This window comes from Bacillus sp. NSP9.1 (genome assembly GCF_000465465.2).
GTDB lineage: Bacteria > Bacillota > Bacilli > Bacillales > Bacillaceae > Bacillus > Bacillus sonorensis_A.
Genome location: NZ_CP048273.1, coordinates 1,220,406 through 1,242,708 on the forward strand (window position 1 = coordinate 1,220,406; position 22,303 = coordinate 1,242,708).

Consider the following 22,303-nt stretch of genomic DNA (forward strand, 5'->3'; position numbering starts at 1 on the left):
TCACCTTTAAAAAAGGTGGCTCATTTTTTTATGGATTACGGATAAAAAAATGACCAAGCCGACTCAACAATGCGGTTATCCACCTTAACGTACCGAAGTATAAGCGAGAGAACAAACTTTACCCGAATAAGAAAGACAGACCAGTCCCCAACTGATCTGTCTTCTGTTTACCCTTTTATCAGAAATTCGTTGCCGTCTTCATCGCTAAAGTGTGCATATGTGCCCCATTGCATTTTTTCGGGCTTTCCTTTAAATTCTACTCCATTTGCTTTCATCTTTTCATAGGTCTCGAAAACATGATCGCATTCAAATACCACGGATGCCCTCATCTTTTCATAGCCTTTCATCATGGATTTTGGATATATGACTAAACGGGTTTGCGCATTTTGAGGGGCGACTTCAAGCCAGAATGCTTCCGGTCCCATTGGATGCTCTGCCATAACCTCAAAGCCTGCTTTGTTTACCCAAAAGTCTTTTGCTTTTTGCTGATCTTCAACATAGACTGCAACAGTTCCTAAATTTGTGATCATCAGAAATCCTCCTTCAATCAATATCAATTCCTATCGTAATCAAATATGTTTTATTCATCTTGTAAAAAAACGACGTTTTCATGTTTATGTTGTTCTCGATTCATTTTTTCTAACATCCAGTTTCTATATTCATTCGGAATCAGGCCGATGCATTCTTTAAAGTCTTTTGAGAAATGAGCATAGTCATAATAGCCAAATTCGTGCATACAATCATGAAGGTCTATTTCAGGAGTGAAAAATATTCTTAATCGAACTTGATTAAACCTCGCTGCTTTGCTTAACTTTTTGGGAGAAAGACCTGTTAATTCCAGTGCTTCATTAAAAGAAGTTACAAACCATGCAGCAATAGATGACTTTTTATGGGGGATGGCAGCAGAGGGAAAAGAACGGAAAGGATGGGCATCAGAAAAATATATAAACAATTGAATTTACTGCAATGGTACGAACCAGGCGCCTATCAAAAGATTGTGTCCATTTTAGAAGAAGAATTCAGCAATGTAGCTGTATTGAATGAAAACTAAAAACCACCGATATCGGTGGTCTTTTATTGATTTTCATTCTATGTTTGTCAATAATGCCGTCCGCCGTCACAGGCGCTATTATTCAAACTCTTTATCAGGCTCTGTAAAAGCACAAAATCTGATGGAATTCCCTTGTTTATCGGTGCACCATGACTGTGTTAAAAAAGCTAGGAAAATCGCGACCCAATGATCGCGAAATTGGATGAGTATACCGCCGTCATGGTAAACGCCATTGTCCTTTTTCCATCTCCCTGAATTCCCTTGATTCATATGGATATTGTGCATACCATTGGTTGGTTTGAAGCCAAATATTTTATCCTCTTTATTTTCCGGCCCGAATTTTGAGCCGTAAATATAAATCGAAGCTTTTTCGTTTTTCGCTTTGTTCATATATGTTTCGATAAAATCATTCAAATCATTATGTTCACCAGTCACTTCATGGGGCAGAGGGACCATTTTAGTCGGATCGAACAGGCTGCCTCTTACATAATCAAGCGCAATTCGTTGATTCGTCTCATCTTCATGAATCGGAGTGTATCCATTCGGCAGGTTTTGAACATGGGTGATTTCACTGGCGTTAAATTGATCGTCCGCATAATACAGCACTTCGGATTCGGCTGAACTCGACATCACATTAATGGCGCACCTGTAGTGTTTGTCATCTTCTCCAATCACATCTACTTGGTAATGGGGCGTATCAAAATCGACCTCTCTTTTCGTATCATGCACAATTCCTTTTAAAACCCCGTAATTTTCAACCGCCATCATTCTTCCTCCTTCACTGCTGAAATGTGGTGAGGCGCTTCTTTATTCATAAGTGTATATTCAATCCTCATTTGATCGCAAGAAAATTTACATTTTTCTAAAGATTTCTTCAAATTGTATGATGAAATAAAACATTTAGATGCAAAGGCATGCCGCCAATGTGGTATAGCAGCCGGGTTGCTCTCTTTTCCTGCTAAAGTTTGATAGATTGCACAAAAAAACACCGATCGCTTAACCGGTGTATCAAAAACGCTAAAGAGGTTCTTGCTAAAAGCATACTCATCGATGAACGTTTTTATTCTGCGTGTTTTCGAAAAAAAGAGCCCGCAGCGGGTGCAGCTCTTTTTTATGCGTCTATATAACATATCTGAAGGAGTGAAAGAGATGCGGCATGAAGCCTTTTAGCTTGATAAGAATGTTTTGTCAATTCTTTTAAAGCTGCTTCCCTATCTATGATATGCTTTGCCTGGCTTACGGGTGATTTTTTCGGGTTTTGAAAATATTGGATGGTATATGGTTGGCAAAGTTATTCAACCTACAAGATAAATACAGTTTTTGTAAAAAGGTGAAGGAGGCAAACAAATGACTGTTATCAATCAAGTTAAACAGGCTGTAGCCAGCCTGAAAAGCGCCCAGGCGAGCCTGGAGACTTTTTCATTAAGCACTGACAATCAGGAGGCCAAACAGCTGTATCAGCAGGCCGCTCAACAGACGCAGACGATCGTTGATTCGCTTGAGCCGCGCGTTCAGCAAATCGAGCAGGAAGAACCGCAATATAAGCAGCAGTAGTGTTCGAAAAGGTTGGTCAATGAAGCCAGCCTTTTTCTTGAAAGGGGAGTGCCTCGCAGATGGTTTTTTCCAGGTATGTTCTGATTGGGTTTTTTTTGCTTACTCAACTCTTCGCCAGCGGCTGTCAAAATGCCGACGATCCCGCCGACCAAAACCAGTCGATGGCGGTCCGGCACGTAAATGCCCGAAATGAGGCGACGAACCAAACAGCTGCAAACAAAGCGAAAGACTTGTTATTCAAAAAAGAAGAAGTGACTGAAGTCAGGGGCGCGAGCCGTGATAAAGATCTCGTCCTCGCCGTTCAGGTTGAACAGTTTGACCGCTTTCGGCTGAAGGATATTGAGAAACAGTCGAAAGACATGCTCAAAAAACATTTTCCCGGTTACCGCATTGAAGTCTCGACAGATCAAAAGATTTTTTGGGAGTTAGACAAACTGGAACAAAGAATTGAAAGCAAAAAAATGAGCGATAAAAAACTGAAGAAAAGAATCGAGAAAATCAAAAAATTGATGAAAGAAAAGCCTTAAGAGGTGGTCAAATGGCTGATCAAAAAAAGAAAAATTTAACGCCTGTTATGCAGGAGTATCAGCAATTCGCAAAAGCAAGGGAAGCCAAACGGCCTGTCTTGAAAAATTGTCTGCAGGCCTTTTTAACAGGAGGAATCATTTGTTTAATCGGACAAGCGATTCAAACGTTTTACATGTATTTTTTTAATTTCACAACTTTGACGGCCGGGAATCCGACGGTGGCCACGATGATATTCATCTCCATGCTGCTGACGGGGTTTGGGGTTTACGACCGCATCGCACAGTTTGGCGGGGCAGGTTCGGCCGTTCCTGTCACCGGGTTTGGAAATGCGGTCATCTCCGCTGCAATTGAACATCGGACCGAAGGATTTGTACTTGGTGTAGGGGGCAATATGTTCAAATTGGCTGGATCTGTCATTATGTTTGGCGTTTTTTCCGCGTTTGTCTTTGCGACGATCAAAACGATCCTCATCATGTGGGGGGGACTGTAATGCTTTCAGGGCACCAGACTTGGATTTTTGACAATAAACCGGTGATTGCCGCTACGGGAACGGCGGCGGGGCCTTTTGAAGGCAACGGTAAAATCCCGGAAGATTTCGATCTCCTTCACAACGATATCTGGCTGAATCAGGATTCGTTTGAAAAAGCTCAGCAGGTTCTTTTGGAAGATGCCTGTGAAGCGGCGGTTAAAAAGGCAGACATCCAAAAGGATCAGGTCCAGTTTTTTCTCGGCGGAGATTTGATCAATCAAATCACACCCACCAGCTTTGCGACCAAAACATTGGGAGCGCCTTACATTGGATTGTTTGGCGCGTGTTCGACGTCAATGGAGGGCTTGGCTCTGGCTGCTTTTCTGATCAATCATAAGGGAGCCGACTGTTTGCTGACAGGGGCCGCCAGCCATAACGCGGCAGTTGAAAAACAGTTCCGTTACCCAACGGAGTACGGATCGCAAAAGCCTCCTACTTCACAATGGACGGTGACCGCCGCCGGTGCGGCGCTGTTAAAAGATCAAGGGGATGGACCTGTTGTCACATCCGCTACCATCGGCAGAATTGTCGATATGGGATTGACAGACCCTTTTAATATGGGCGGTGCGATGGCTCCAGCGGCAGTTGATACGATTGAAACCCATTTAAAAGAGCGCGGTGTTGATCCTTCCTATTACGACGTCATCGCGACCGGTGATCTCGGACATATCGGCAGGGAAATCGCTTTGGATTTATTCAAAAAACACGGAACACCGATTCATGAGAAGCAATTCCAGGATTGCGGCTTGATGATTTACAGGGAAGGACAGCCCGTTCTTGCCGGAGGAAGCGGTGCGGGGTGTTCGGCAGCCGTCGCCTACGGGCATTTGTTCAATCGGATGAAAAAAGGCGAAATCAAGCGCCTTCTCGTCGTTGCGACGGGAGCGCTGCTGTCTCCATTGTCATATCAGCAAAAGGAGACGATTCCGTGCATTGCTCATGCTGTCTCAATCGAGTTCGGAGGTGAACAATAGGTGATATTTTTTTGGGCTTTTGTAGTCGGGGGCCTCATCTGTGTGATCGGGCAAATTATGTTTGATGTTTTTAAGCTGACGCCCGCCCACACGCTGTCGATCCTCGTTGTTCTGGGAGCATTGCTTGATGCGTTTGGCCTTTACGAACCATTTATTGATTTTGCGGGAGCAGGAGCGACCGTGCCGATCGTTAGTTTCGGAAATCAGCTCTTTCACGGAGCGATGGAAGAAGCGGAGCAGTATGGTTTGATCGGTGTCATCACCGGAATGTTTAAAGTGACGAGTTCCGGAATTTCGGCTGCGATCATCTTCGGATTGATTGGCGCGCTTCTATTTAAACCAAAAGGGTAAGGAGGTTTTTTAAAATATGACAGTTGGAGCTCAAGTGAAGCAATGCCTGGCCAGTCTCAAGAGCGTTGAAGCGGGTCTTTCGGCTTTGGCGGAGAAATCCCAGGATGAAGATGTGAAGCGTCTTTTTCATGAAACGATGATGGTAAGCGAAGAAGTGGTATCAGACTTGAAAAAGCGGGTCGGTGAGCTTGAGCGGGAGGAATACCAATATAAAGGCTTCTGATTTAGTTTTATTTTATGGCAGGAGGGATGAATGTGCCTGAGTGGCTCGATATTATTGTACGTTCGGTTATTTTTGTCATCGTTCTGTTTCTCATGACGAAATTGTTAGGGAAGAAACAGTTGGCAGAGCTTTCGGTGTTTGAATATATCGCTGGCATCACCATTGGAGGCATTACCTCTGAAGTCGTCATGGGGCTTGAAAGAAGCATCATTAACGCAATCATCGCGATTGTATGTTTCTCTTCCGTCCCCTTTTTGGTCGAGTGGGTTTCCTTAAAAAATAAAAAAGCCCGCGATTTTCTTGAAGGAACCGGAACGGTTTTTATTAAAGACGGAAAAATCATGGAAGATAATTTGAAAAAAGAAAAATACTCGGCAGACGAGCTCCTCGAACTGCTGCGCAAAAAGAATGTATTCAACGTCTCCGAGGTGCAATTTGCCATCCTGGAGCAAAGCGGCGATTTAAATGTGCTGCTAAAAAAAGAACACAGGCCGGTTACCATGAAGGATTTGCAGATGCCTTACAAGTCGGAGAAAGAGCCGCAAACGGTGATCATGGACGGGGAAGTTTTGGATGAACCGTTGTCTGTAGCCGGGCTAAACCGCCGTTGGCTCAACGAAGAGCTTGACAAATTAGGCGTTGCGATGGAAAACGTCTACCTTGGACAAGTCGACTCTGACGGGCAGCTGAGCGTGGATCTGTATGATGATCAAATAAAAGTTCCGTCTCCTCAAGAAAAGCCTTTACTATTGGCAACGATTAAAAAATGCCAGGCTGATCTCGAATTGTTCGCTCTTGCCACTGACTCAGCATCGGCGAAAGCGATGTATGCCAAAAATGCAAAAAAACTGAAAGATATGCTGAAAAAGCTGGATCCCGCCTTACATGATTGACGTTTTGTCTAGCTTTAGTCATCGGCATTTATCATATTAACCGTTAATGAATGATCGGTGTCCCTGACAGAGGCGTAAAAAATCTCATGGATGTTGTCATACCCTTTTTCCTTCAGTTCTTTCTTTAGCCAATCTTCGTCTTTGTTGATTAATGTTAAATTATGCTTTTGAACCTTTCCCTCGATAATGAGCGCAATCGGTAATCCGCTGTAGTCTGTTTTGATATGCAAATCCTTCGGCGTCACCGGAATCAGATCCTTTTTTGGCAAAATGCTGATTTCCCCGTTCGCCTCAAGGATCGCATACTCAATATCTTGAATATCAGGATAGCCTGAAGCCCTTAGATTCGAGAGAAGTTCCGCCAAAGAATATCTGCTTTTTTTCAAATTTGAATAAATGACTTTGCTGTGCTTGATCAGAATCGTCGGCTTCCCAATAATAAAGTCGTTCAGCCAATTGAATAAGCTTAATTTTGAAATGATCAGATGGACGATCGTGATCACAGCGATTCCGATGATTCCCTCGTGAACCCCTTTAATTTTAATGGGAGCAAAGGCCAAATAGGCTAAAAAGATAATCGCTCCGAAATCGTAGGGGGTAAGCTGCGCCAGTGCAGATTTCCCTAAGAGCTTAACAGCCAAAATAAATATAAGAAATAAAAGGATCAATTTAGCGACAAAAACAAACATGACAGCCCTCATTTCGCGGTTTGTTATCATTACTAAATATTCCCTTTTCTGAGGCGGGTTAAAAGAAAAATTTTTAATTGCCCTATTTTATATCATTCCTCATGGAGAAATACATGAAAGGAGCGACAATAGTTCATCATAACGATTGGAGGTGCACGCTTGATGTTACATATATGGATTACCGGCCTTTTGTTGTTGGCTCAGCCCGCCGATCATTCTGATAGCTTGACGATTACCCAGCAAGGAGAGACGATTGCCACTGTCGATCGTTCCGACTTTAAGACGGCGCTTCCAGGTACGCCGCTGATCGATGATGAAAAATATCGCCAATTTGTCGATCGGCTTGATCAGAAGATTTCCCGCAAGCCCGTAAACGCTGTGATCAACGATCAGGGGAGAATCGTCCCGGGAAAGATAGGTTACAGACTGTATCGGCAGGCGTTTAAGGAAAAGTTTTATGACTATTTTTTCGGCCATGGCCCTTCCAAAATCGAAGCTCCTGAATTGAGCATTTTTCCAAAAGTGGACAGCGAACTGCTTGCCCACATCCGGAGTCAGCAGATTGGCCAGTATGTGACTTATTTTAATTCCAGCAATCAAAGCCGGTCACACAATATTTCGCTTGCCGCAAAAGCCATTGACAATCACGTTGTCTTCCCGAATGAAACATTCTCGTTTAACAAAGTTGTAGGTATGAGAACGCAAGGCAAGGGATACATGCGCGCTCCGATCATCGTCAAGGGTGAGTTGTCCGAAGGTGTCGGCGGGGGAATTTGCCAGGTCTCATCTACCCTGTTTAATGCCGTCGATCGCGCCGGATTGCGAATCGTTCAGCGCTATTCACACAGCAGGCGGGTTCCTTATGTGCCGCCCGGACGCGATGCCACTGTGAGCTGGGGCGGTCCTGACTTTCGCTTTCAAAACAAATACAACCAGCCGGTGTTGATTCGGGCGAAACGGTATGGCGGAAGCATGATTGTTACGCTTTACTCATCAGATGTGATCAATAATGAAGAGCGTAAAGTTCCGAAGGCCCCGTCAAGCTTGCCAAAAGAAATCCAAACGGAGGAACCGTGAAAGCTGCCTGCGAAAAACTTGACAAAAAAATTTATTTATGCTATAATTTACTATTTTGGATATAAGCTATATAATAGGATTCTCCTGGCCGGGGGAATCCTATTTTTTTGCTCTAAAGTGAAGGAGTTGCTTTCCATGAAAAAAGACGAATCCAGTTTAACTTCATTAATATCCGCTTTTGCCAGAGCTTATCATCATCAGTACGACGAACCTAAAATCTTTGACGACGATATCGCTGAACAATTGATGTCTCCGCAAGAATGCCATGACATCAAAGAGAATTTGATTCAAGGCATCCAGTTTTTCAACAAAGACATAGCGCAAAAGCTTAAAGGGGATAAAGAAGAGATATTAAAATGGGTGACACACGTGCAGCTTTCTCCCACCCCTTTGGCGCGTGCTAGTTATTGCGAAAACATCTTGCATCATGAAGTGACATTGGGGGCCAAACAATATGTGATTCTTGGAGCCGGTTTAGATACATTTTGCTTCCGACATCCGGAATTGAAGGACACCATTGATATATTTGAAATTGATTATCCTGCAACACAGGAGTTTAAACAAAACAGGCTCGATCAAGCCCGTGTGAAAATCCCGGATTATCTTCATTTGATTCCTTTGGATTTCACCAAACCGTTTTCCATTCAAGATCTCATTGAAAAGGGATTTCATGTTAACAAAAAAACGTTTTTTAGCTTTTTAGGTGTTTCTTATTATTTAACCAAAGAAGAAACGGTCAGACTCATGCGTTGTGTAATGGACGAAGTCCCTTCCGGAAGCTCGATCGTTTTTGATTATGCAGACGAAAATCTGTTTCAAGAAAAAGGATTGTATAACCGGGTCGAGAATATGGTGAAAATGGCTGCGGCAAGCGGAGAACCGATGAAATCGTGCTATTCCTATCGTGAAATGGAGATGATGATGGAACAATCCGGTTTGCTGATTTATGAACATTTATCTCCTGAGCAAATCGATGAACGCTATTTTAAAGATCGACAAGATGATCTGTCAGCGTTTGAAACGATTCACTATATTCATGCTGTCAAAAAATAAAACGGCTCAGGTTTTTGTAAATCAAGAAAAACGCCCGGCTTCGGGCGTTTTTCCATTTTACGCTGCTTGATCTTCTTTCTTTTTTTCTTGGGGGAGTACAAGCTGTTTAGGAGGGCATTTGCGCTGCGTCAGTTCAGACACAACGAAGATCGTCGCAAATGCTGTGATTGCAGCCAATGTACGGAACGGAAAGAGAACCACACCGTCTTCAATCATCGGATACGGCAGAAGTGGAGGAATGCCGAAAGCAGGTTCCCCGCCGCCGAGCCTCAAAATGATGGCGACTGCAAACCCAGCAATTGACCCGTATAAGTTTGCTCTTTTATAAAAGAGGGCCATTGTTAACTGGGGAAATAAAATACAATAAACTAAATCTGAAGCTAAATACCATAATGTGTAAACGCTTTTGACATTTAAGGCGATCACGGCTGCTCCTGCCCCAAACAAAACGATTGACCGTTTGACGACTTTTTGCAGCTGTTTTTGTGTGGCTTTGGGCTTGATCAGCGGACGGTAAATGTTCCATGCAGCCATTGACGATGCCGACAGAATCGATGAGTCCATACTTGACATGACAGCTGCGGCTATCGCGCCCAATCCGATGCCTGCCACAATACCCGGTGTTAAATAAGCCAGCGCCTGTGGCAAAACCATCGCCGGGTTATCCGGTGCGGTTGTACCGAACAAGCTCCAATCCGCACTATTTGCGGAAGCTCCGATCATCACACAAGGAATAGCGGCGATAATGCAGATGACTCCTGCGATAATAGACTGCCACATGGCAGCATTTTCCGATTTGGCTGAAAGAACGCGCTGGAAATAGACTTGCCATGCAATCCCTCCGAAAATCAAGAGAAACGCATAATCCCACCAGTTCCAAAAAAGGTTTCCCCATTCTGAATCCTTCCAGCCGTCCAATGGAGGAAACAGGCTGGCAGCGCCGCCGAAATCATGTTTGTAATTGGTCCATACGACATCCCATGAACCGACATTAGATAGTACAAAGGGGACAACGAGAATCAATCCGAGCAAAATGATGATCATTTGAAATACATCTGTAAAGGCAACCGCCCACATTCCGCCGGCAACCGTATATGCAATCGCTATCATTGCCGAGAGAATGATCGAGGTTTGAAAATCGATATTCAGAATCATTCCGAATGTCGTGCCCAATGCCGTTAAAATCGCGGCGCTCCAAAACAATTCTCCTAACAGCGCCGGTATATACAAAATCCCGGCCATCCGCTTACCGAAGCGCTGTTCGAGAGGATCGATAATGGTCATAAACTCATAACGGCGCATTTTTCTCGCGAAGAAAATCCCGCCGATGATCAGACTTAACGCATAGCCCCACGGCGCTTGGGCCCAGACGATTCCGCTGCTGTAGACCGATTCCGCGGTTCCGTTGATATAGCCTCCGCCGACCCAGGTTGCGGCCATGGTCACCATTCCGACGAAAAACGGCATGCTTCTTTTGGCAACAATCATATCGGAAAACGAATTTGATTTCTTCGCTGCGTAAAAAGCACCCAGATAATAAGTAAAAGCAAAGAAAATCATCATCGAAATAAAACCGCCCCAATGGATATCCGCATTGGAAAATCCGACATAAGCCAATATTCCTCCCAGAAATATTGCAAATATCAATAACTTCAGCCAATTTTTTTTCTTTTCAGCATAATTCATGTATGCACATCGCCTCCGAAAATATTTTTTTGAATTTTCTTGAAATTAAAATGTGAAAAAGGTTTTGCGCCACTCTATAGAGAAGCATAAAAATGACTTCAGAGCGGATAAAACCTTTTTATTTCTCGTTTTCAATTGGTATAAACTCGAATATCTCTCCTGACTGAACAGACTTGGCGAGTCTCAGCAGCCAGTCGTAATACGGTTTTGAATGTTCAAGCTGCTCATAAAGAGCACTTGCCTCTTCTTTAACGCTTTGACCGGCATCATCGCTATCGATGATGTCCATTAGCGCTTGCTGGGCGTCTTTAATCGCTGTCAGATTGACTTTAACTTCTCTTTCCCATTTTTGCGGGAAAAAGCTTGTGAAAAATTTGAAGAAATCCTTTTCAGCGACAAAGCTGTGCTTTCTTCTGCCTCTATGGAATGTCTTTTTCACGACGTTTAAGTCCTGCAGCTTTTTTACGCTCGTGCTCATGCTGGGCTTGCTCATCTGCAGCTCTTCCCGCATTTCATCCAGCGTCATCTCATCTGAAAAGTACATCGTTCCGTACAAAATTCCCGCGCTTCGGGTAATTCCGTACAGATCCATCGTTTCTGCGATGGAATCAATGACCAAGTCTTTTGCTTGAGCAATGGTTTCTTTTGCTGCAAGATCACGGGTATCGTCCATAACTTGCCTCCTTTCAGGGCGAGCGGAAACATTCATCATCGAGATCAACATCCTTAGAAATAAAGGGGTGAATCCGAATTCCGCGTTAAGTTTGTTAAGTTATTTCTGTATGTTCTTTATGTTAACGAAAGAAATGAAAATGTCAAAATTAAATTTTTTTTGAAATCCGGCTCAGCCCATGTGAGGAGTGCGTTCATATAAAATTCAAAAAAAATAATCGGCAGAATTTTCTTTGACACAAAAAAATCCACATGATAAATTCAAAGTGTTCAAAACGTTAAATTTTTATTTAACAAACTTTGCGTGATGAGGAGGTTGCTTTTATGAGTCAAACACTTTTCATTGACGGAAAATGGGTGAGCGCCGAAAAAGGCGAAACACGCAACATTATCAATCCTTACAATCAAGAACATATTGAAACCGTCAGTGAGGGAGACAGAGAGGACGCTGTGAAAGCGATTGCCGCTGCACGCCGCGCTTTTGACGACGGCGAGTGGGCGAATACACCAGGTCTGGAACGCGGCAATATCGTGTTAAAGATCGCGGAACTGATCAGACGCGATCATGAAGAACTGGCAGAGCTGGAATCGCTTGATACAGGTAAAACATTAGAAGAAAGCAGAGCCGATATGGATGATATTGCAAACGTTTTTCAATATTATGCAGGGCTTGCTGATAAAGACGGGGGAGAGGTGATCTCTTCACCGATACCGGATTCAAAAAGCGAAATCGTCAGAGAGCCTGTCGGAGTCTGCGGGCAAATTACACCGTGGAACTATCCGCTCCTGCAAGCAAGCTGGAAGATTGCTCCGGCTCTTGCGGCCGGCAACACAATCGTTGTGAAGCCAAGCGAAATCACGCCGCTGACAACGATCAAAATCTTCAAGCTGATGGAAGAAGCGGGCGTGCCGAAAGGTGTTGCCAATCTTGTGCTCGGACCTGGAGCCACTGTGGGTGATGAGCTCGCCAGAAATACAGACGTCGATCTGATTTCTTTTACCGGCGGAATTGAAACAGGGAAGAAAATCATGCAGGCGGCAAGCACGAATGTTAAGAAAATCGCGCTTGAGCTTGGCGGGAAAAATCCAAATATTGTGTTTAAAGACGCCGATTTTGATGTAGCGGTTGACCAGGCGCTGAATGCGGTGTTTTTCCACGCCGGACAGGTTTGTTCTGCGGGCGCCCGTCTGCTTGTCGAAGAATCGATCCATGACGAATTCGTGGCAGAGATTGTAAAACGCGCGAAAAAAATCAAGCTTGGCAACGGATTCCATGAGGAAACACAAAGCGGTCCGCTCATTTCCGCTGAGCACCGCAGCAAAGTCGAAAAATATGTCGAAATCGGCCTCGAAGAAGGTGCAAAACTTGAAACTGGCGGTAAGCGCCCGGAAGATCCGGAGCTCGAAAACGGTTTCTTCTACCTGCCGACGATTTTCTCAGGCTGCAAGTCTGACATGAGAATCGTACAGGAGGAAGTGTTCGGACCTGTATTAACAGTCGAAGCATTCGCGACAGAGGAAGAAGCCGCAGCCCTTGCAAACGACACGATTTACGGCCTTGCCGGCGCCGTTTGGACACAGGATATCGAAAAAGCGGAACGCGTCGCATCCAAGCTGCGGATGGGTACGGTCTGGATCAATGACTTCCACCCTTACTTCGCTCAGGCGCCTTGGGGCGGATACAAGCAGTCAGGCATCGGCCGCGAGCTTGGCCGTATGGGTCTTGAAGAATACACGGAAGTCAAGCATGTGTACCGCAATACAAAACCGGCAGCCGTCAATTGGTTTAAAGCATAAAAAGGAGGAGATTATTGATGACTTTAAATATGAAAGTAGAAGCAATGAACAAATTCCACACGTTTGAAATTCCGACTGTCATTAAGCACGGCATCGGCGCTGTTAAGCATGTGGGGGAAGAAGTGAAAAAGTTTGGCGTCACAAAAGCGCTTCTCGTGACAGACCCTGGCATTTACAATGCAGGCGTGACAAACCCAGTCGTTGAATCTCTGCAGGAAGCCGGCGTTGAAGTTGTCGTCTTTAATAAAGTAGAGCCAAACCCTCCTGTACGCCTTGTAGCTGAAGGATCAAAGCTTTATGCAGAAGAAAACTGCAACGGCCTTGTCGCAGTCGGCGGCGGAAGCTCAATGGATACGGCGAAAGCGATCGGTGTTGAAGCGACTCATGAAGGCTCAGTCCTTGATTATGAAGCCGCAGAAGGAAAAAAACCGCTTGAAAACCGGATCCCTCCGCTCACGACCATTCCGACGACAGCCGGAACCGGCTCAGAGGTTACACAATGGGCGGTCATCACAGATGAAGAGCGCGAATTTAAATTTAATACAGGCGGACCGCTGATCGCGGCACACTTGACAGTCATCGACCCTGAATTGCATGTATCCATGCCACCGCATGTTACAGCGATGACAGGTATTGACGCATTGGCTCATGCGATCGAGTGCTACACGATGAAATTTGCACAGCCGATCACTGACGCTGTAGCGTTATTGGCGATTGAATACGGTGCGCATTACATCCGCAGAGCGTTTGCTGACGGGGAAGACCTTGAAGCGAGATACGGAATGGCTCAAGCTGCAATGCTTGCAGGTCTTTCATATGGAAGCGAATCAGCGGGTGCGGCCCACGCAATGAGCCAGACACTCGGCGGAATCATTCCGGTCGCACACGGCCAATGTGTGGCAGCTATGATGGGACCTGTTATGGAATACAACTGGAAGGGCTACCCTGAAAAATTTGCGCGCATCGCCAAAGCATTCGGCATCGATACAAGCGGTATGTCAACGGTCGAAGCGGCGAAAGCTTCAGTCAACTGGATGTATCAGCTTGTAGAAGATTTAGAGATTCCTAGCCTTGAGGAACAAGGTGTATCACCTGAGATGATCGACCGCCTTTCAAAAGAAGCAATGAAAGATCCGCAAACGGTCGGAAATCCAAGGGATCTGAACGAAAAAGCATACAATTGGATTTACAAACGCTGCTTTGATTTAACACCGAAAACGGTATAAAAAACATGCGGCCCGCTGTGAACTCACACAGCGGGTTTTTTCAATTTGAGAAAAATAGACAGGCAATGTAAAATAAATCACATATTCAAATAAAGGGGGTGGATCGAATGTGGAAAAAATGGACCGCCGTTGCCGAGAACGTTTACATAGCGGAAACTCCGTCCTTTGTGACAGACAAAAAAGAAAAGATTTCGCTTGATTACGGGGGAATTCCCGGCGACCTTCATTTCGGTTTGACAAAGAAGGCGGGGGCGCGGGAGCCGATGTATCAAAAGGGGACGGAGATTTTTAACAGAAGGCAGATTTCGATCGTCTCAGTCGAGGAATGTCTGGTGATGGCTGAAAAGCTCGGCGTTCCCGCCGTTTTGCCCGAATGGCTCGGAGCCAATATCGCCTTGAGCGGCCTGCCTCATTTGACATCCTTGAGAGAGGGAAGCCGATTGATCTTTCCGAGCGGGGCCGCACTTTTATGCGAAGGTGAAAACGAACCGTGCATTCAGCCCGGGGAAGTCATTCAGCAACAGTTTCCGGACAAGCCGAAGCTTGCTTCCCGATTTGTGCGTCATGCGATGGGCAGAAGAGGAATCGTCTGCGTTGTCGAACGCCCGGGCCTTATTTTTCAAGGTGATCATGCGGAAGTATGGTCCTATTCGCCTAATGCGGTAAAGGGTGACGCCAGGTCATTTGCATAGCCGAAGCAGGAGACCCTTGAAAAAGGGTCTCCTGGAGCATTTCGGCGATTCCCTTGTCAGCAGCTGTGAAAATCGTTCCGATGCCAAGGCCTCTTTAGACAGCGGAGAGGTTTCAATCACGCCCCAATTTCTGTTTGATTTCCTGGATTTGCTGAATATGCCGTTTTTCATGATGACCGATAAAATCGATCCATTGCCTGACCGTCAGTTCTTTAAAGACCGGATGAGGCAATACCCGCTGAAAATCTTCTTCCTGAAAGGCGGCGATGACGGAGGTCAGCTGTGTTCTGACATTGTCCAGCTCAGCCTTGATCGTTAACAAATCTGTGTTTTTTCTTTCAGGCTCGACATGTTGAGGCGCTTTTCGTTTAGGGCTTCGCTCCTCCGCGATCTTGACGGGCTTTTCTTCTATTGTTTTGATCGGTGCATGCTGAATTTTTTCTTTGAACAAATGAGCGGCCATCAAATCGATCTTTTTCAAATGATCCAGCACTTCTTGAACGCTCCATTCTTCCTCTGCCGGCCTTTTATTCAAATCCTCATCTGACAGGCCTTGAAGTTCGCTCCAAAGTTCTTTTCTCGCTTCATTAAAAATGCTCATCGTGAATCCCCCCTGTGTTAACTTTACCATAATGAACGCTGGTAAAATAAATAAGCGCTCGATTTTTATATCATATTCAGATATGCTTAAGAAAAATGAATGAGAGAAGGGGCTTTTTTGAAATCGAATCTGTATCCGTATGCGGCATTGGTGGTCGGCGTTTTGGCCGTATCCTCCTCAGCCGTTTTCGTCAGATTGTCAACAGCCGAACCTGGCATCATCGCATTTTACCGGCTGTTTTTTTCAACTTTGCTGATCTTTCCTTTCTTTTGGGGAAAACGAAAAGAGGTTTTGCGTTTTTCCAGAAAGGACTGGCTATTTTCCGGGGCGGCCGGATTTTTTTTAGCGTTTCATTTCATTTTATGGTTTCAGTCACTTGAACATACGACAGTGGCAAGCTCAGTCGTGCTTGTTACGCTTCAGCCCATCTTTTCCTTTCTGGGGACTTATGTTTTATTTAAAGAAAAGGTTTCAGCGGCTGGAGTTGTCAGCGCGCTTCTGGCTATCGGCGGAAGTGCATATATCAGCTGGGGGGACTTTAAGGTGAGCGGGCAGGCGTTGTATGGCGATATTCTCGCCTTGATCGCCTGCGCATGGGTGACGGCCTACCTGCTGTTCGGGCAGCACGTCAGAAAACGACACAGCCTGTCTGTTTATACGTTCATCGTCTACGGAATCAGCGCCGTTGTTCTACTCGTTTACTGCCTGTTTGATGGCGCGGCTTTTTTCTCCTACCCGCCTGCGGACTGGGGCTATTTCGTTCTGCTTGCCGTCATTCCGACTCTCCTCGGACACTCGTTGTTCAACTGGGTATTAAAGTGGCTGAGCACCAACATGATCTCTGTGGCAATTCTTTTTGAACCGGCAGGCGCGATTGTTCTGGCCTATTGGATTTTGCATGAGTCCGTCATGACCACACAGCTTGTCGGCGGCGCGGTCATTTTTGCCGGCATTCTACTGTTCATGGCGTCGCAGCGTAATCCCAGAAGAATTGATGTGCGAAACAACAGGGCGAAAAGAATGATTTGAAGCGGGCTTTTATCCGGTCAGAATGTCTTCGCTTGAGTAGCGGATGTTGTTTTCCTGTTCGGGCCTTGCCAGTGAAAACGCCAATGTCAGCGGTCCGAGCTTCCCAAGGAACATGATAAAGATGATGATCACCTTCCCGATGGGCGACAGGTCCGCTGTAATGCCCATCGACAGCCCCACCGTGCCAAAAGCGGAAACCACCTCAAACAATATGTTCAAAAAAGGGGTGGGCTCTGTGATATTTAAAATAAAAACGGCAGCCAAAATCAACAGCACACTGATGGTCGAGATGGCGAGAGAACGAACGATCATTTTGTCTTTCAATGTTCTTCGGGCGACGGATATATGTTTTTTTCCTTTCAGAAAGGAACCGACTGAGAGAAGGATGACGATAAATGTTGTCAGCTTGATTCCTCCTCCGGTTGAAGCGCTTCCCGCCCCGACAAACATTAGCAGCAAGAGCAGTGTGATCGTGGCTTCGTGCAAGCTTCCGATGTCAACCGTGTTAAAACCGGCCGTTCTTGGTGTAACGCCTTGAAAATAGGCGCCTAACAGTTTTTCGCCGAACGGCAGCGGCCCCAGTGTTTTGGGGTTCCGGCTTTCAAGCAGGAAGACCATGATCAAGGCGTAAACATTCATCGCAAATGTCCCGTAGATCATCAATTTTGAATGCAGGCTTAAATGTTTAAAATTTCGCTTATGCCACAAATCCGACAACACGGTAAAGCCGATTCCTCCGATGATAAACAGCGAAGTGATGACAAGGTTGATAAGCGGATCGCCTTCATAGCGCATCAAGCTGTCAGGCCACACGGAAAAACCGGCGTTGTTAAAGGCCGATACCGAGTGAAAAAGGCTGTAGTAGACCCCGTTTTTCCAGCCGTATTCAGGAACCCACTTCAATGCCAGTATGATCATCGCCGTCATTTCAATTGTAAAAGAAAAAATAAATAAACTCCGGATTAATTGAATGATGCCGCCCAAAGAGGTCTGATTAAGAGATTGCTGTATCAGCAGCCGTTCTTTAAGACCGATTTTTTTTCCCAGCATAATAAATATAAGAACCGCAAAAGACATAATCCCGAGTCCGCCGAGCTGAATCAAAATAAGAATCACCGCCTGGCCGAACGCCGTGTAATCCGCTGCGGTATCAACGACGACCAGCCCGGTTACGGTCATGGCCGATGTCGCGGTAAACAGCGTGTCAATCCAATTCACGCGTTCCGGTGTTGCAATCGGAAGCTTTAACAAAAGGGTGCCCAACAGGATAAAAAATAAAAAAACCAGGACAAGCAATTGCGACGGGCTTAACTGAATCTGTTTGAATTTCATGTTTAATCACCCTTTTTTTCAAAGGCTTCAATATCTTTATTTTGGCCAATCACAATTAAAACATCGTTTTCATAAATGATATCTTCGGCGCTGGGAGCAATGATAAAATGACCGTCCCTTTTGATCCCCACGATATTGCAGCCGAAATTTGCACGGACATCAATATCGCCCAGACTTCTTCCATCCAGTTTCTTCGTTGCGACAATTTCGACAATGCTGTAGTTTGACGAAAGCTCGACGAAATCGATCATTTTTTCAGACGTAATATGGTTTGCTATTCTTCTTGCCATGTCTTTTTCAGGATGAATGATTCGGTTGACGCCGATTTTGCGAAGGACCTTTTGATGATAATCATTCTGCGCTTTTGACCATACCTGGGGAACACCCATTTCGATCAGCAAAAGCGAGGTTAAGATACTGGCCTCAATGTCGTCTCCAAATGAAACAAACGCATGGTCAATATTGCGAATGCCGATTTGTTTTAATGTGTTCTCATCGACAGCATTGGCGCAAACAGTGTAGGTGGCATAGGCCGAATATTCGTTTACTTTTTCCTCTGATTTATCGATGCCTATGACCTCGGTTCCTTTTTCGTGGAACGCCTTGACAAGGCTGCCGCCGAACTGGCCGAGCCCGAAAACGGCATAAGATTTCTGCATCCTGCTCACCCTTTTGGCTGTTTTTCTTTTAGTGTTTACGTTTTTTTCCGAAAAACACGCCTCGGTTTACATCTTTGGGAAAAGAGCAAAAGTGAGATGAACGATTTGCGGAGACGGAACTTGGGGAGCGGGCTCGCTTTATCAAGCGGAAAGTCAGCTGAGCGAGCCGCCGGTTTCGCGGATGTCTGTTTTGTGATTGGCAGTAGCGGATGCGGCAATTCGCAATCCTTTGATGATCGTTTCCAGACTGAGGCTGGGCTCTTTTTTATCGACCGTTTGTTCAGGCAGGTACGGAATGTGGATGAAGCCTCCGCGCATATTGGAGGAAGTGCGGTCAATGTAGCGCATCAGCCGGTAAAATAAATGATTGCATACGAAGGTGCCGGCCGAATTGGAGACAGATGCGGGAATCCCGTTTTCCCGCAAGCCTTTAACGATTCGCTTAATCGGGAGCGAGGACCAGTAAGCGGCAGGACCTTCGGGTGAAATGTATTCATCAATCGGCTCCTGTCCCCTATTATCGGGAATTCTCGCATCATCGATATTAATCGCGACACGTTCCGGTGTGATATGAAGTCTTCCACCGGCTTGTCCCACACAAATGACCGCATCAGGTGCATGTTTTGCGATCGCTTTTTCCAAAACGTCCGCCGACTGGTGAAAGACGGTCGGGATCTGCTCGACGGCAATGACCGTGTCATCGGTGCGATCGCCGTCCAGCCGTTTAACAGCTTCCCAGGACGGGTTGACAGGCTCACCCCCAAAAGGGTCAAATCCTGTTAGAAGAACTTTCTTTTTCATACGAATCGCTCCTCTAAAATATGTGTTTTAAGACATGGCTACGGCAAAATACCCATCCGGGCAAAATGCCGAATGGGTATTGTTTCGTTATGATCAGCCGCTTGCACCTCGGGAAGCCAGAATCATCTGATCGCTTTGGGAGGCGGCTTGGGATGCATCATCTGCTAATGAAAAACTGAAAACAGCTCCCAACAAGCATAATGCCAGTAAAAACTTTTTCATATTAATCTCCTCCTCTTCCGGCGAGTTTGCTCGCCTTATCTGTTTTAATATAAAAGTAAATCGCTTCCTTATATAATTTCTGTTCCCGGTAATAATTCGCCACATCCATCAATAATTCCTCCAGATCTACCCAAGCTTTTTTATTTTCTAATTGATGAACAAAGTCCTTGATAATTTCCATTTTATTCTCGATATCTGAATATAATGTATTTAAAATATTGAATTTTAATTCAAGGATTTCGCTGTCCATTTCCCGGGATTTTTTAAAGCCTATATTGATCCATTTAAAAGCTTGATCATATGCTTTGGTTTTCAGGAGAGATCTGGTGTTTTCATAAACGCACAGAATATAAGCATAATTTGCTTTTTCAAAATCCTTGACGGCGAAAGCTTTCGAATAAAACGCCAGCGCTTCTTCATGTTTCTCTTCTTTGCTTTTTAAAAAGCCCATATTGTAATAGGCGTAAGGCAACAAATACCGGTCGCCGATTTTTTCGGTTTTTGCGATCGCTTCTTTTAATAAATCTTCACTTTCTGAAAATTTAAACTGATCAATATAGTTAAGCCCCATCAGCATTTTGCAATTGATGACCCTTTTGGCGTACCCGTCGTATCCTTGAAAGATTCCCGAGGCGATATGAATATGGTGGATCGACAGCCATGTCGCCTTTAAATTGTAGTACAGCACGCCGATTTTATAATGAAATTCGGCTTTTTCTATTTCATTTTGAATCGCTCCAAGCCTTTTTTCCGCTATTCTGAAAAAATTGAGCGCTTCCGTATGATTTTGCTTGTAGTCTTCATAGATTCCCTTGAAAAGATAAAAATAATAGTTCAACTTGTCATCGGTGCTTTTTGGGTCTTTATCATGAAAGCTGATGGCTTCTAATTTTTCGGTGGATGATTGGGAGATATCCTCAAGAAGGAGCCTTAAGCGAAAATCCAACATTTGATAATAGAGGAGGACATCCTGATCTTGTTCCATTTCTTCAATGGCTTTATCTATGTCATCTTTCATTTCGATCGAGCGTGAAATGTCTCGTTTCTTCATCAGTATGTACCAATCGTTCAGCATGTTGGCGACTTCCTGAGAAGCCACGGTTTTAGCCATGTTCTTCCCTCCAATCTTTGTGAATTTTTTGTAAATTGAAGTTCTATTAATCATAGCATAAACTGCCGCCGTCTGTGAATATCGCTGAAATCCGAGTTTGCCCCTGTCGGCAAGCTGATAAAGGACAATTTTCGGTCTATATGGTCATTTTCCAAAAGAAGTGAGAGAAAAAAGCAAAAACGACACCGAGCGGAATACAGGAGATCATTGCCGTTCCATTCACCAATCCGTCGGCTCCGCTAATTTTCAAGGCTTCCCGGTAGCCTATTAAAAAATGGATGATGGATAGCACATAACATATAAGCATCATATAGTAAGGATTCATTTTCATACCTCCCTATTCGCTATACTATATTACATTCAATAGAAGCAAGGTTTATGACTTTTTTAAGCTGCAAAATGGACGGAATATTATAGATGAAAACAATTTTTATTACAATACATGTTTTTTTAAAATATTCCATTATAATCAAAGAGAAAAGATAGATTTAGGGGGGACAATTCAATGAAAAAAAGGCTGATGCCGCTTGTAATCTGCGTGTTGTTATTCATGCCTGGAGCTGGGGTTTTTGCTGCACCGAAACAGGCGGAGCTTAAAGAGTACCTTGAAGAGGTAGGAATGACAGAAAAAGAATTGGAAGCCTACTTACAAAATACGTATGATGAAAGTCTGAAAGATTTTGATTCAACGGAAGAATTAAGAGATTTTTTGGGGGAAAGACTGACGAAAGAACTTCTCGCTTCATATTTAAAAGAATATGGGTTAACTGAACAAGAAGCCGCCGGGCTTTTCGCGGAAAACGGCTATATGGAAAGCGGACAAAACATCCTTGACGTGTTTCTGTTTGAATATGAATTGGATGACGCCCTTTTTTCAGTGACATATGAAGAAGGTGATGATGTGGAAATCGGCAACATCTTTCAGGAATTAGGCGTTGACGATTCTGAATGGGAGAGGCTTGTCAATCATCTTCGCAATGTGCGGGACAAAAATCCCAATTTTGAAAACGATCTGTTGGCGCTGGGGGAACGGCTTGAAGCGGTAGCTGATTTTGAGTCGGTATCAGAACTGTCAGGCCAAGACATCGCGGAAATGATTTCTGTATTGAATGATCTTCAAAAGACGCTTGAAGTGAAAACGAAATATTACCTTGTCAAGGACGGCAAGAAAAAAGCGGTGACTTTGACAACCCTTGTCAGCGCAGATGAGCTGAAGGGAGCGAGCCTTCTTGTGGAAGTCTACGATCTGAAAGGAAATTTCATTTTGGATGTGTTGCTTACACCTGAAATGATCGGCTCTGATCTCATTCATGATACAGGTTCAAAAGTGAAGCAAACGCAAACCGCTGTTAAGCATGATGCAAAGAAATCTCATGTGAAAAAGACGGTTACAGGGGCAAAGCTTCCAAAAACTGCAGGGCATTATGCGGAATGGTCCATGCTTGGATTCGTTTTGATGGCTGGCGGATTTTTCATGGTCAGAAGGCTTCGGAAGGCAGCTTAAAGAAACGCAAGCGAATGGGCGCTTTTTTATGGGGAGTGAGTCAAGATCA

General features: G+C 44.7%; 27 protein-coding genes. 14 read left to right on the plus strand and 13 right to left on the minus strand.

What is annotated here, in order from left to right; genetic code table 11:
* Positions 1-167 precede the first annotated feature (167 nt).
* The 3 genes from M654_RS06200 to M654_RS06210 all read right to left on the minus strand — a co-directional run bounded on the left by M654_RS06200 (position 168) and on the right by M654_RS06210 (position 1,816).
* A complete protein-coding gene (locus tag M654_RS06200; RefSeq protein WP_026588431.1) occupies positions 168-530 on the minus strand; it encodes a VOC family protein in 363 nt (120 codons plus the stop codon).
* A gap of 50 nt (positions 531-580) precedes the next feature.
* Complete coding sequence (locus tag M654_RS06205) at positions 581-952, minus strand: helix-turn-helix domain-containing protein (protein WP_163170552.1); 372 nt, start codon at positions 950-952, stop codon at positions 581-583.
* 177 nt (positions 953-1,129) lie between these two features.
* Positions 1,130-1,816 (minus strand): YukJ family protein, encoded by a 687-nt coding sequence (locus M654_RS06210; RefSeq protein WP_026588430.1) that lies wholly within the window; start codon positions 1,814-1,816, stop codon positions 1,130-1,132.
* Positions 1,817-2,398: 582 nt separating this feature from the next.
* On the opposite strand from M654_RS06210, the gene M654_RS06215 reads away from it, so the two are divergent.
* From M654_RS06215 to M654_RS06245, 7 genes are read left to right on the plus strand one after another with little or no spacing between them, the layout of a single operon-like run.
* Positions 2,399-2,605, plus strand: a complete 207-nt coding sequence (locus M654_RS06215) for a DUF1657 domain-containing protein (protein WP_026588429.1) — start codon at positions 2,399-2,401, stop codon at positions 2,603-2,605.
* Between the two features lie 59 nt (positions 2,606-2,664).
* Positions 2,665-3,132 carry a YhcN/YlaJ family sporulation lipoprotein gene (locus M654_RS06220; RefSeq protein WP_035428432.1) on the plus strand — a complete coding sequence of 156 codons (468 nt, stop codon included), beginning with the start codon at positions 2,665-2,667 and terminating at the stop codon, positions 3,130-3,132.
* 11 nt (positions 3,133-3,143) lie between these two features.
* Complete coding sequence (gene spoVAC, locus M654_RS06225) at positions 3,144-3,623, plus strand: stage V sporulation protein AC (RefSeq protein WP_026588427.1); 480 nt, start codon at positions 3,144-3,146, stop codon at positions 3,621-3,623.
* Complete coding sequence (gene spoVAD, locus M654_RS06230; protein WP_026588426.1) at positions 3,623-4,636, plus strand: stage V sporulation protein AD; 1,014 nt, start codon at positions 3,623-3,625, stop codon at positions 4,634-4,636. Before spoVAC ends, spoVAD begins: the two co-directional genes overlap by 1 nt.
* Positions 4,637-4,987 (plus strand): stage V sporulation protein AE, encoded by a 351-nt coding sequence (spoVAE, locus tag M654_RS06235; protein WP_026588425.1) that lies wholly within the window; start codon positions 4,637-4,639, stop codon positions 4,985-4,987.
* Between the two features lie 16 nt (positions 4,988-5,003).
* Positions 5,004-5,210 carry a DUF1657 domain-containing protein gene (locus tag M654_RS06240; RefSeq protein WP_026588424.1) on the plus strand — a complete coding sequence of 69 codons (207 nt, stop codon included), beginning with the start codon at positions 5,004-5,006 and terminating at the stop codon, positions 5,208-5,210.
* Positions 5,211-5,236: 26 nt separating this feature from the next.
* Entirely contained in the window at positions 5,237-6,103 is an 867-nt protein-coding gene (locus tag M654_RS06245; RefSeq protein ID WP_201278490.1) for a DUF421 domain-containing protein, read from the plus strand.
* Positions 6,104-6,117: 14 nt separating this feature from the next.
* Here the strand turns inward: M654_RS06245 and M654_RS06250 are convergent, their stop codons facing one another.
* Entirely contained in the window at positions 6,118-6,792 is a 675-nt protein-coding gene (locus M654_RS06250) for a DUF421 domain-containing protein (RefSeq protein WP_026588422.1), read from the minus strand.
* Positions 6,793-6,954: 162 nt separating this feature from the next.
* On the opposite strand from M654_RS06250, the gene M654_RS06255 reads away from it, so the two are divergent.
* Both M654_RS06255 and M654_RS06260 read left to right on the plus strand, forming a co-directional pair.
* On the plus strand, positions 6,955-7,869 hold the full coding sequence (locus M654_RS06255) for a VanW family protein (protein ID WP_026588421.1): 915 nt from the start codon (positions 6,955-6,957) through the stop codon (positions 7,867-7,869).
* A gap of 135 nt (positions 7,870-8,004) precedes the next feature.
* Positions 8,005-8,922 (plus strand): class I SAM-dependent methyltransferase, encoded by a 918-nt coding sequence (locus M654_RS06260; RefSeq protein ID WP_026588420.1) that lies wholly within the window; start codon positions 8,005-8,007, stop codon positions 8,920-8,922.
* 57 nt (positions 8,923-8,979) lie between these two features.
* Here the strand turns inward: M654_RS06260 and M654_RS06265 are convergent, their stop codons facing one another.
* Complete coding sequence (locus M654_RS06265; protein ID WP_026588419.1) at positions 8,980-10,608, minus strand: high affinity choline transporter 1; 1,629 nt, start codon at positions 10,606-10,608, stop codon at positions 8,980-8,982.
* Between the two features lie 118 nt (positions 10,609-10,726).
* Positions 10,727-11,281, minus strand: a complete 555-nt coding sequence (gene cudC / locus M654_RS06270) for a choline uptake/conversion transcriptional regulator CudC (protein ID WP_026588418.1) — start codon at positions 11,279-11,281, stop codon at positions 10,727-10,729.
* A gap of 323 nt (positions 11,282-11,604) precedes the next feature.
* Between cudC and betB the strand changes: the two genes are divergently transcribed.
* The 3 genes from betB to M654_RS06285 all read left to right on the plus strand — a co-directional run bounded on the left by betB (position 11,605) and on the right by M654_RS06285 (position 14,995).
* Entirely contained in the window at positions 11,605-13,077 is a 1,473-nt protein-coding gene (betB, locus tag M654_RS06275; protein ID WP_026588417.1) for a betaine-aldehyde dehydrogenase, read from the plus strand.
* A 17-nt stretch (positions 13,078-13,094) separates the two neighbouring features.
* Entirely contained in the window at positions 13,095-14,303 is a 1,209-nt protein-coding gene (locus M654_RS06280) for a choline dehydrogenase (protein ID WP_026588416.1), read from the plus strand.
* A 107-nt stretch (positions 14,304-14,410) separates the two neighbouring features.
* Positions 14,411-14,995 carry an MOSC domain-containing protein gene (locus M654_RS06285; RefSeq protein WP_026588415.1) on the plus strand — a complete coding sequence of 195 codons (585 nt, stop codon included), beginning with the start codon at positions 14,411-14,413 and terminating at the stop codon, positions 14,993-14,995.
* 112 nt (positions 14,996-15,107) lie between these two features.
* Here M654_RS06285 and M654_RS06290 read toward each other — a convergent pair whose 3' ends face one another.
* Positions 15,108-15,596 carry a DinB family protein gene (locus M654_RS06290; protein WP_026588414.1) on the minus strand — a complete coding sequence of 163 codons (489 nt, stop codon included), beginning with the start codon at positions 15,594-15,596 and terminating at the stop codon, positions 15,108-15,110.
* Positions 15,597-15,713: 117 nt separating this feature from the next.
* Between M654_RS06290 and M654_RS06295 the strand changes: the two genes are divergently transcribed.
* Positions 15,714-16,625, plus strand: a complete 912-nt coding sequence (locus tag M654_RS06295; RefSeq protein ID WP_026588413.1) for a DMT family transporter — start codon at positions 15,714-15,716, stop codon at positions 16,623-16,625.
* Between the two features lie 9 nt (positions 16,626-16,634).
* Here M654_RS06295 and M654_RS06300 read toward each other — a convergent pair whose 3' ends face one another.
* From M654_RS06300 to M654_RS06320, 6 genes are all read right to left on the minus strand, one after another.
* Positions 16,635-17,957, minus strand: a complete 1,323-nt coding sequence (locus M654_RS06300) for a TrkH family potassium uptake protein (protein WP_026588412.1) — start codon at positions 17,955-17,957, stop codon at positions 16,635-16,637.
* A 2-nt stretch (positions 17,958-17,959) separates the two neighbouring features.
* Complete coding sequence (locus M654_RS06305; protein WP_026588411.1) at positions 17,960-18,616, minus strand: potassium channel family protein; 657 nt, start codon at positions 18,614-18,616, stop codon at positions 17,960-17,962.
* Positions 18,617-18,769: 153 nt separating this feature from the next.
* The gene (gene pcp, locus M654_RS06310) at positions 18,770-19,417 is read right to left on the minus strand and encodes a pyroglutamyl-peptidase I (protein WP_026588410.1); all 648 of its coding nucleotides are present in this window, start codon (positions 19,415-19,417) and stop codon (positions 18,770-18,772) included.
* Between the two features lie 93 nt (positions 19,418-19,510).
* Positions 19,511-19,639: a hypothetical protein gene (locus M654_RS24090; RefSeq protein ID WP_256860181.1), complete on the minus strand. Its 129-nt coding sequence runs from the start codon at positions 19,637-19,639 to the stop codon at positions 19,511-19,513.
* A 1-nt stretch (position 19,640) separates the two neighbouring features.
* Positions 19,641-20,750: a response regulator aspartate phosphatase gene (locus M654_RS06315; protein WP_026588409.1), complete on the minus strand. Its 1,110-nt coding sequence runs from the start codon at positions 20,748-20,750 to the stop codon at positions 19,641-19,643.
* A 136-nt stretch (positions 20,751-20,886) separates the two neighbouring features.
* Positions 20,887-21,075, minus strand: a complete 189-nt coding sequence (locus M654_RS06320) for a hypothetical protein (RefSeq protein WP_026588408.1) — start codon at positions 21,073-21,075, stop codon at positions 20,887-20,889.
* Between the two features lie 180 nt (positions 21,076-21,255).
* Here M654_RS06320 and M654_RS06325 point away from each other — a divergent pair, with 180 nt between their 5' ends.
* Positions 21,256-22,254: a processed acidic surface protein gene (locus M654_RS06325; protein ID WP_026588407.1), complete on the plus strand. Its 999-nt coding sequence runs from the start codon at positions 21,256-21,258 to the stop codon at positions 22,252-22,254.
* Positions 22,255-22,303 lie beyond the last annotated feature (49 nt).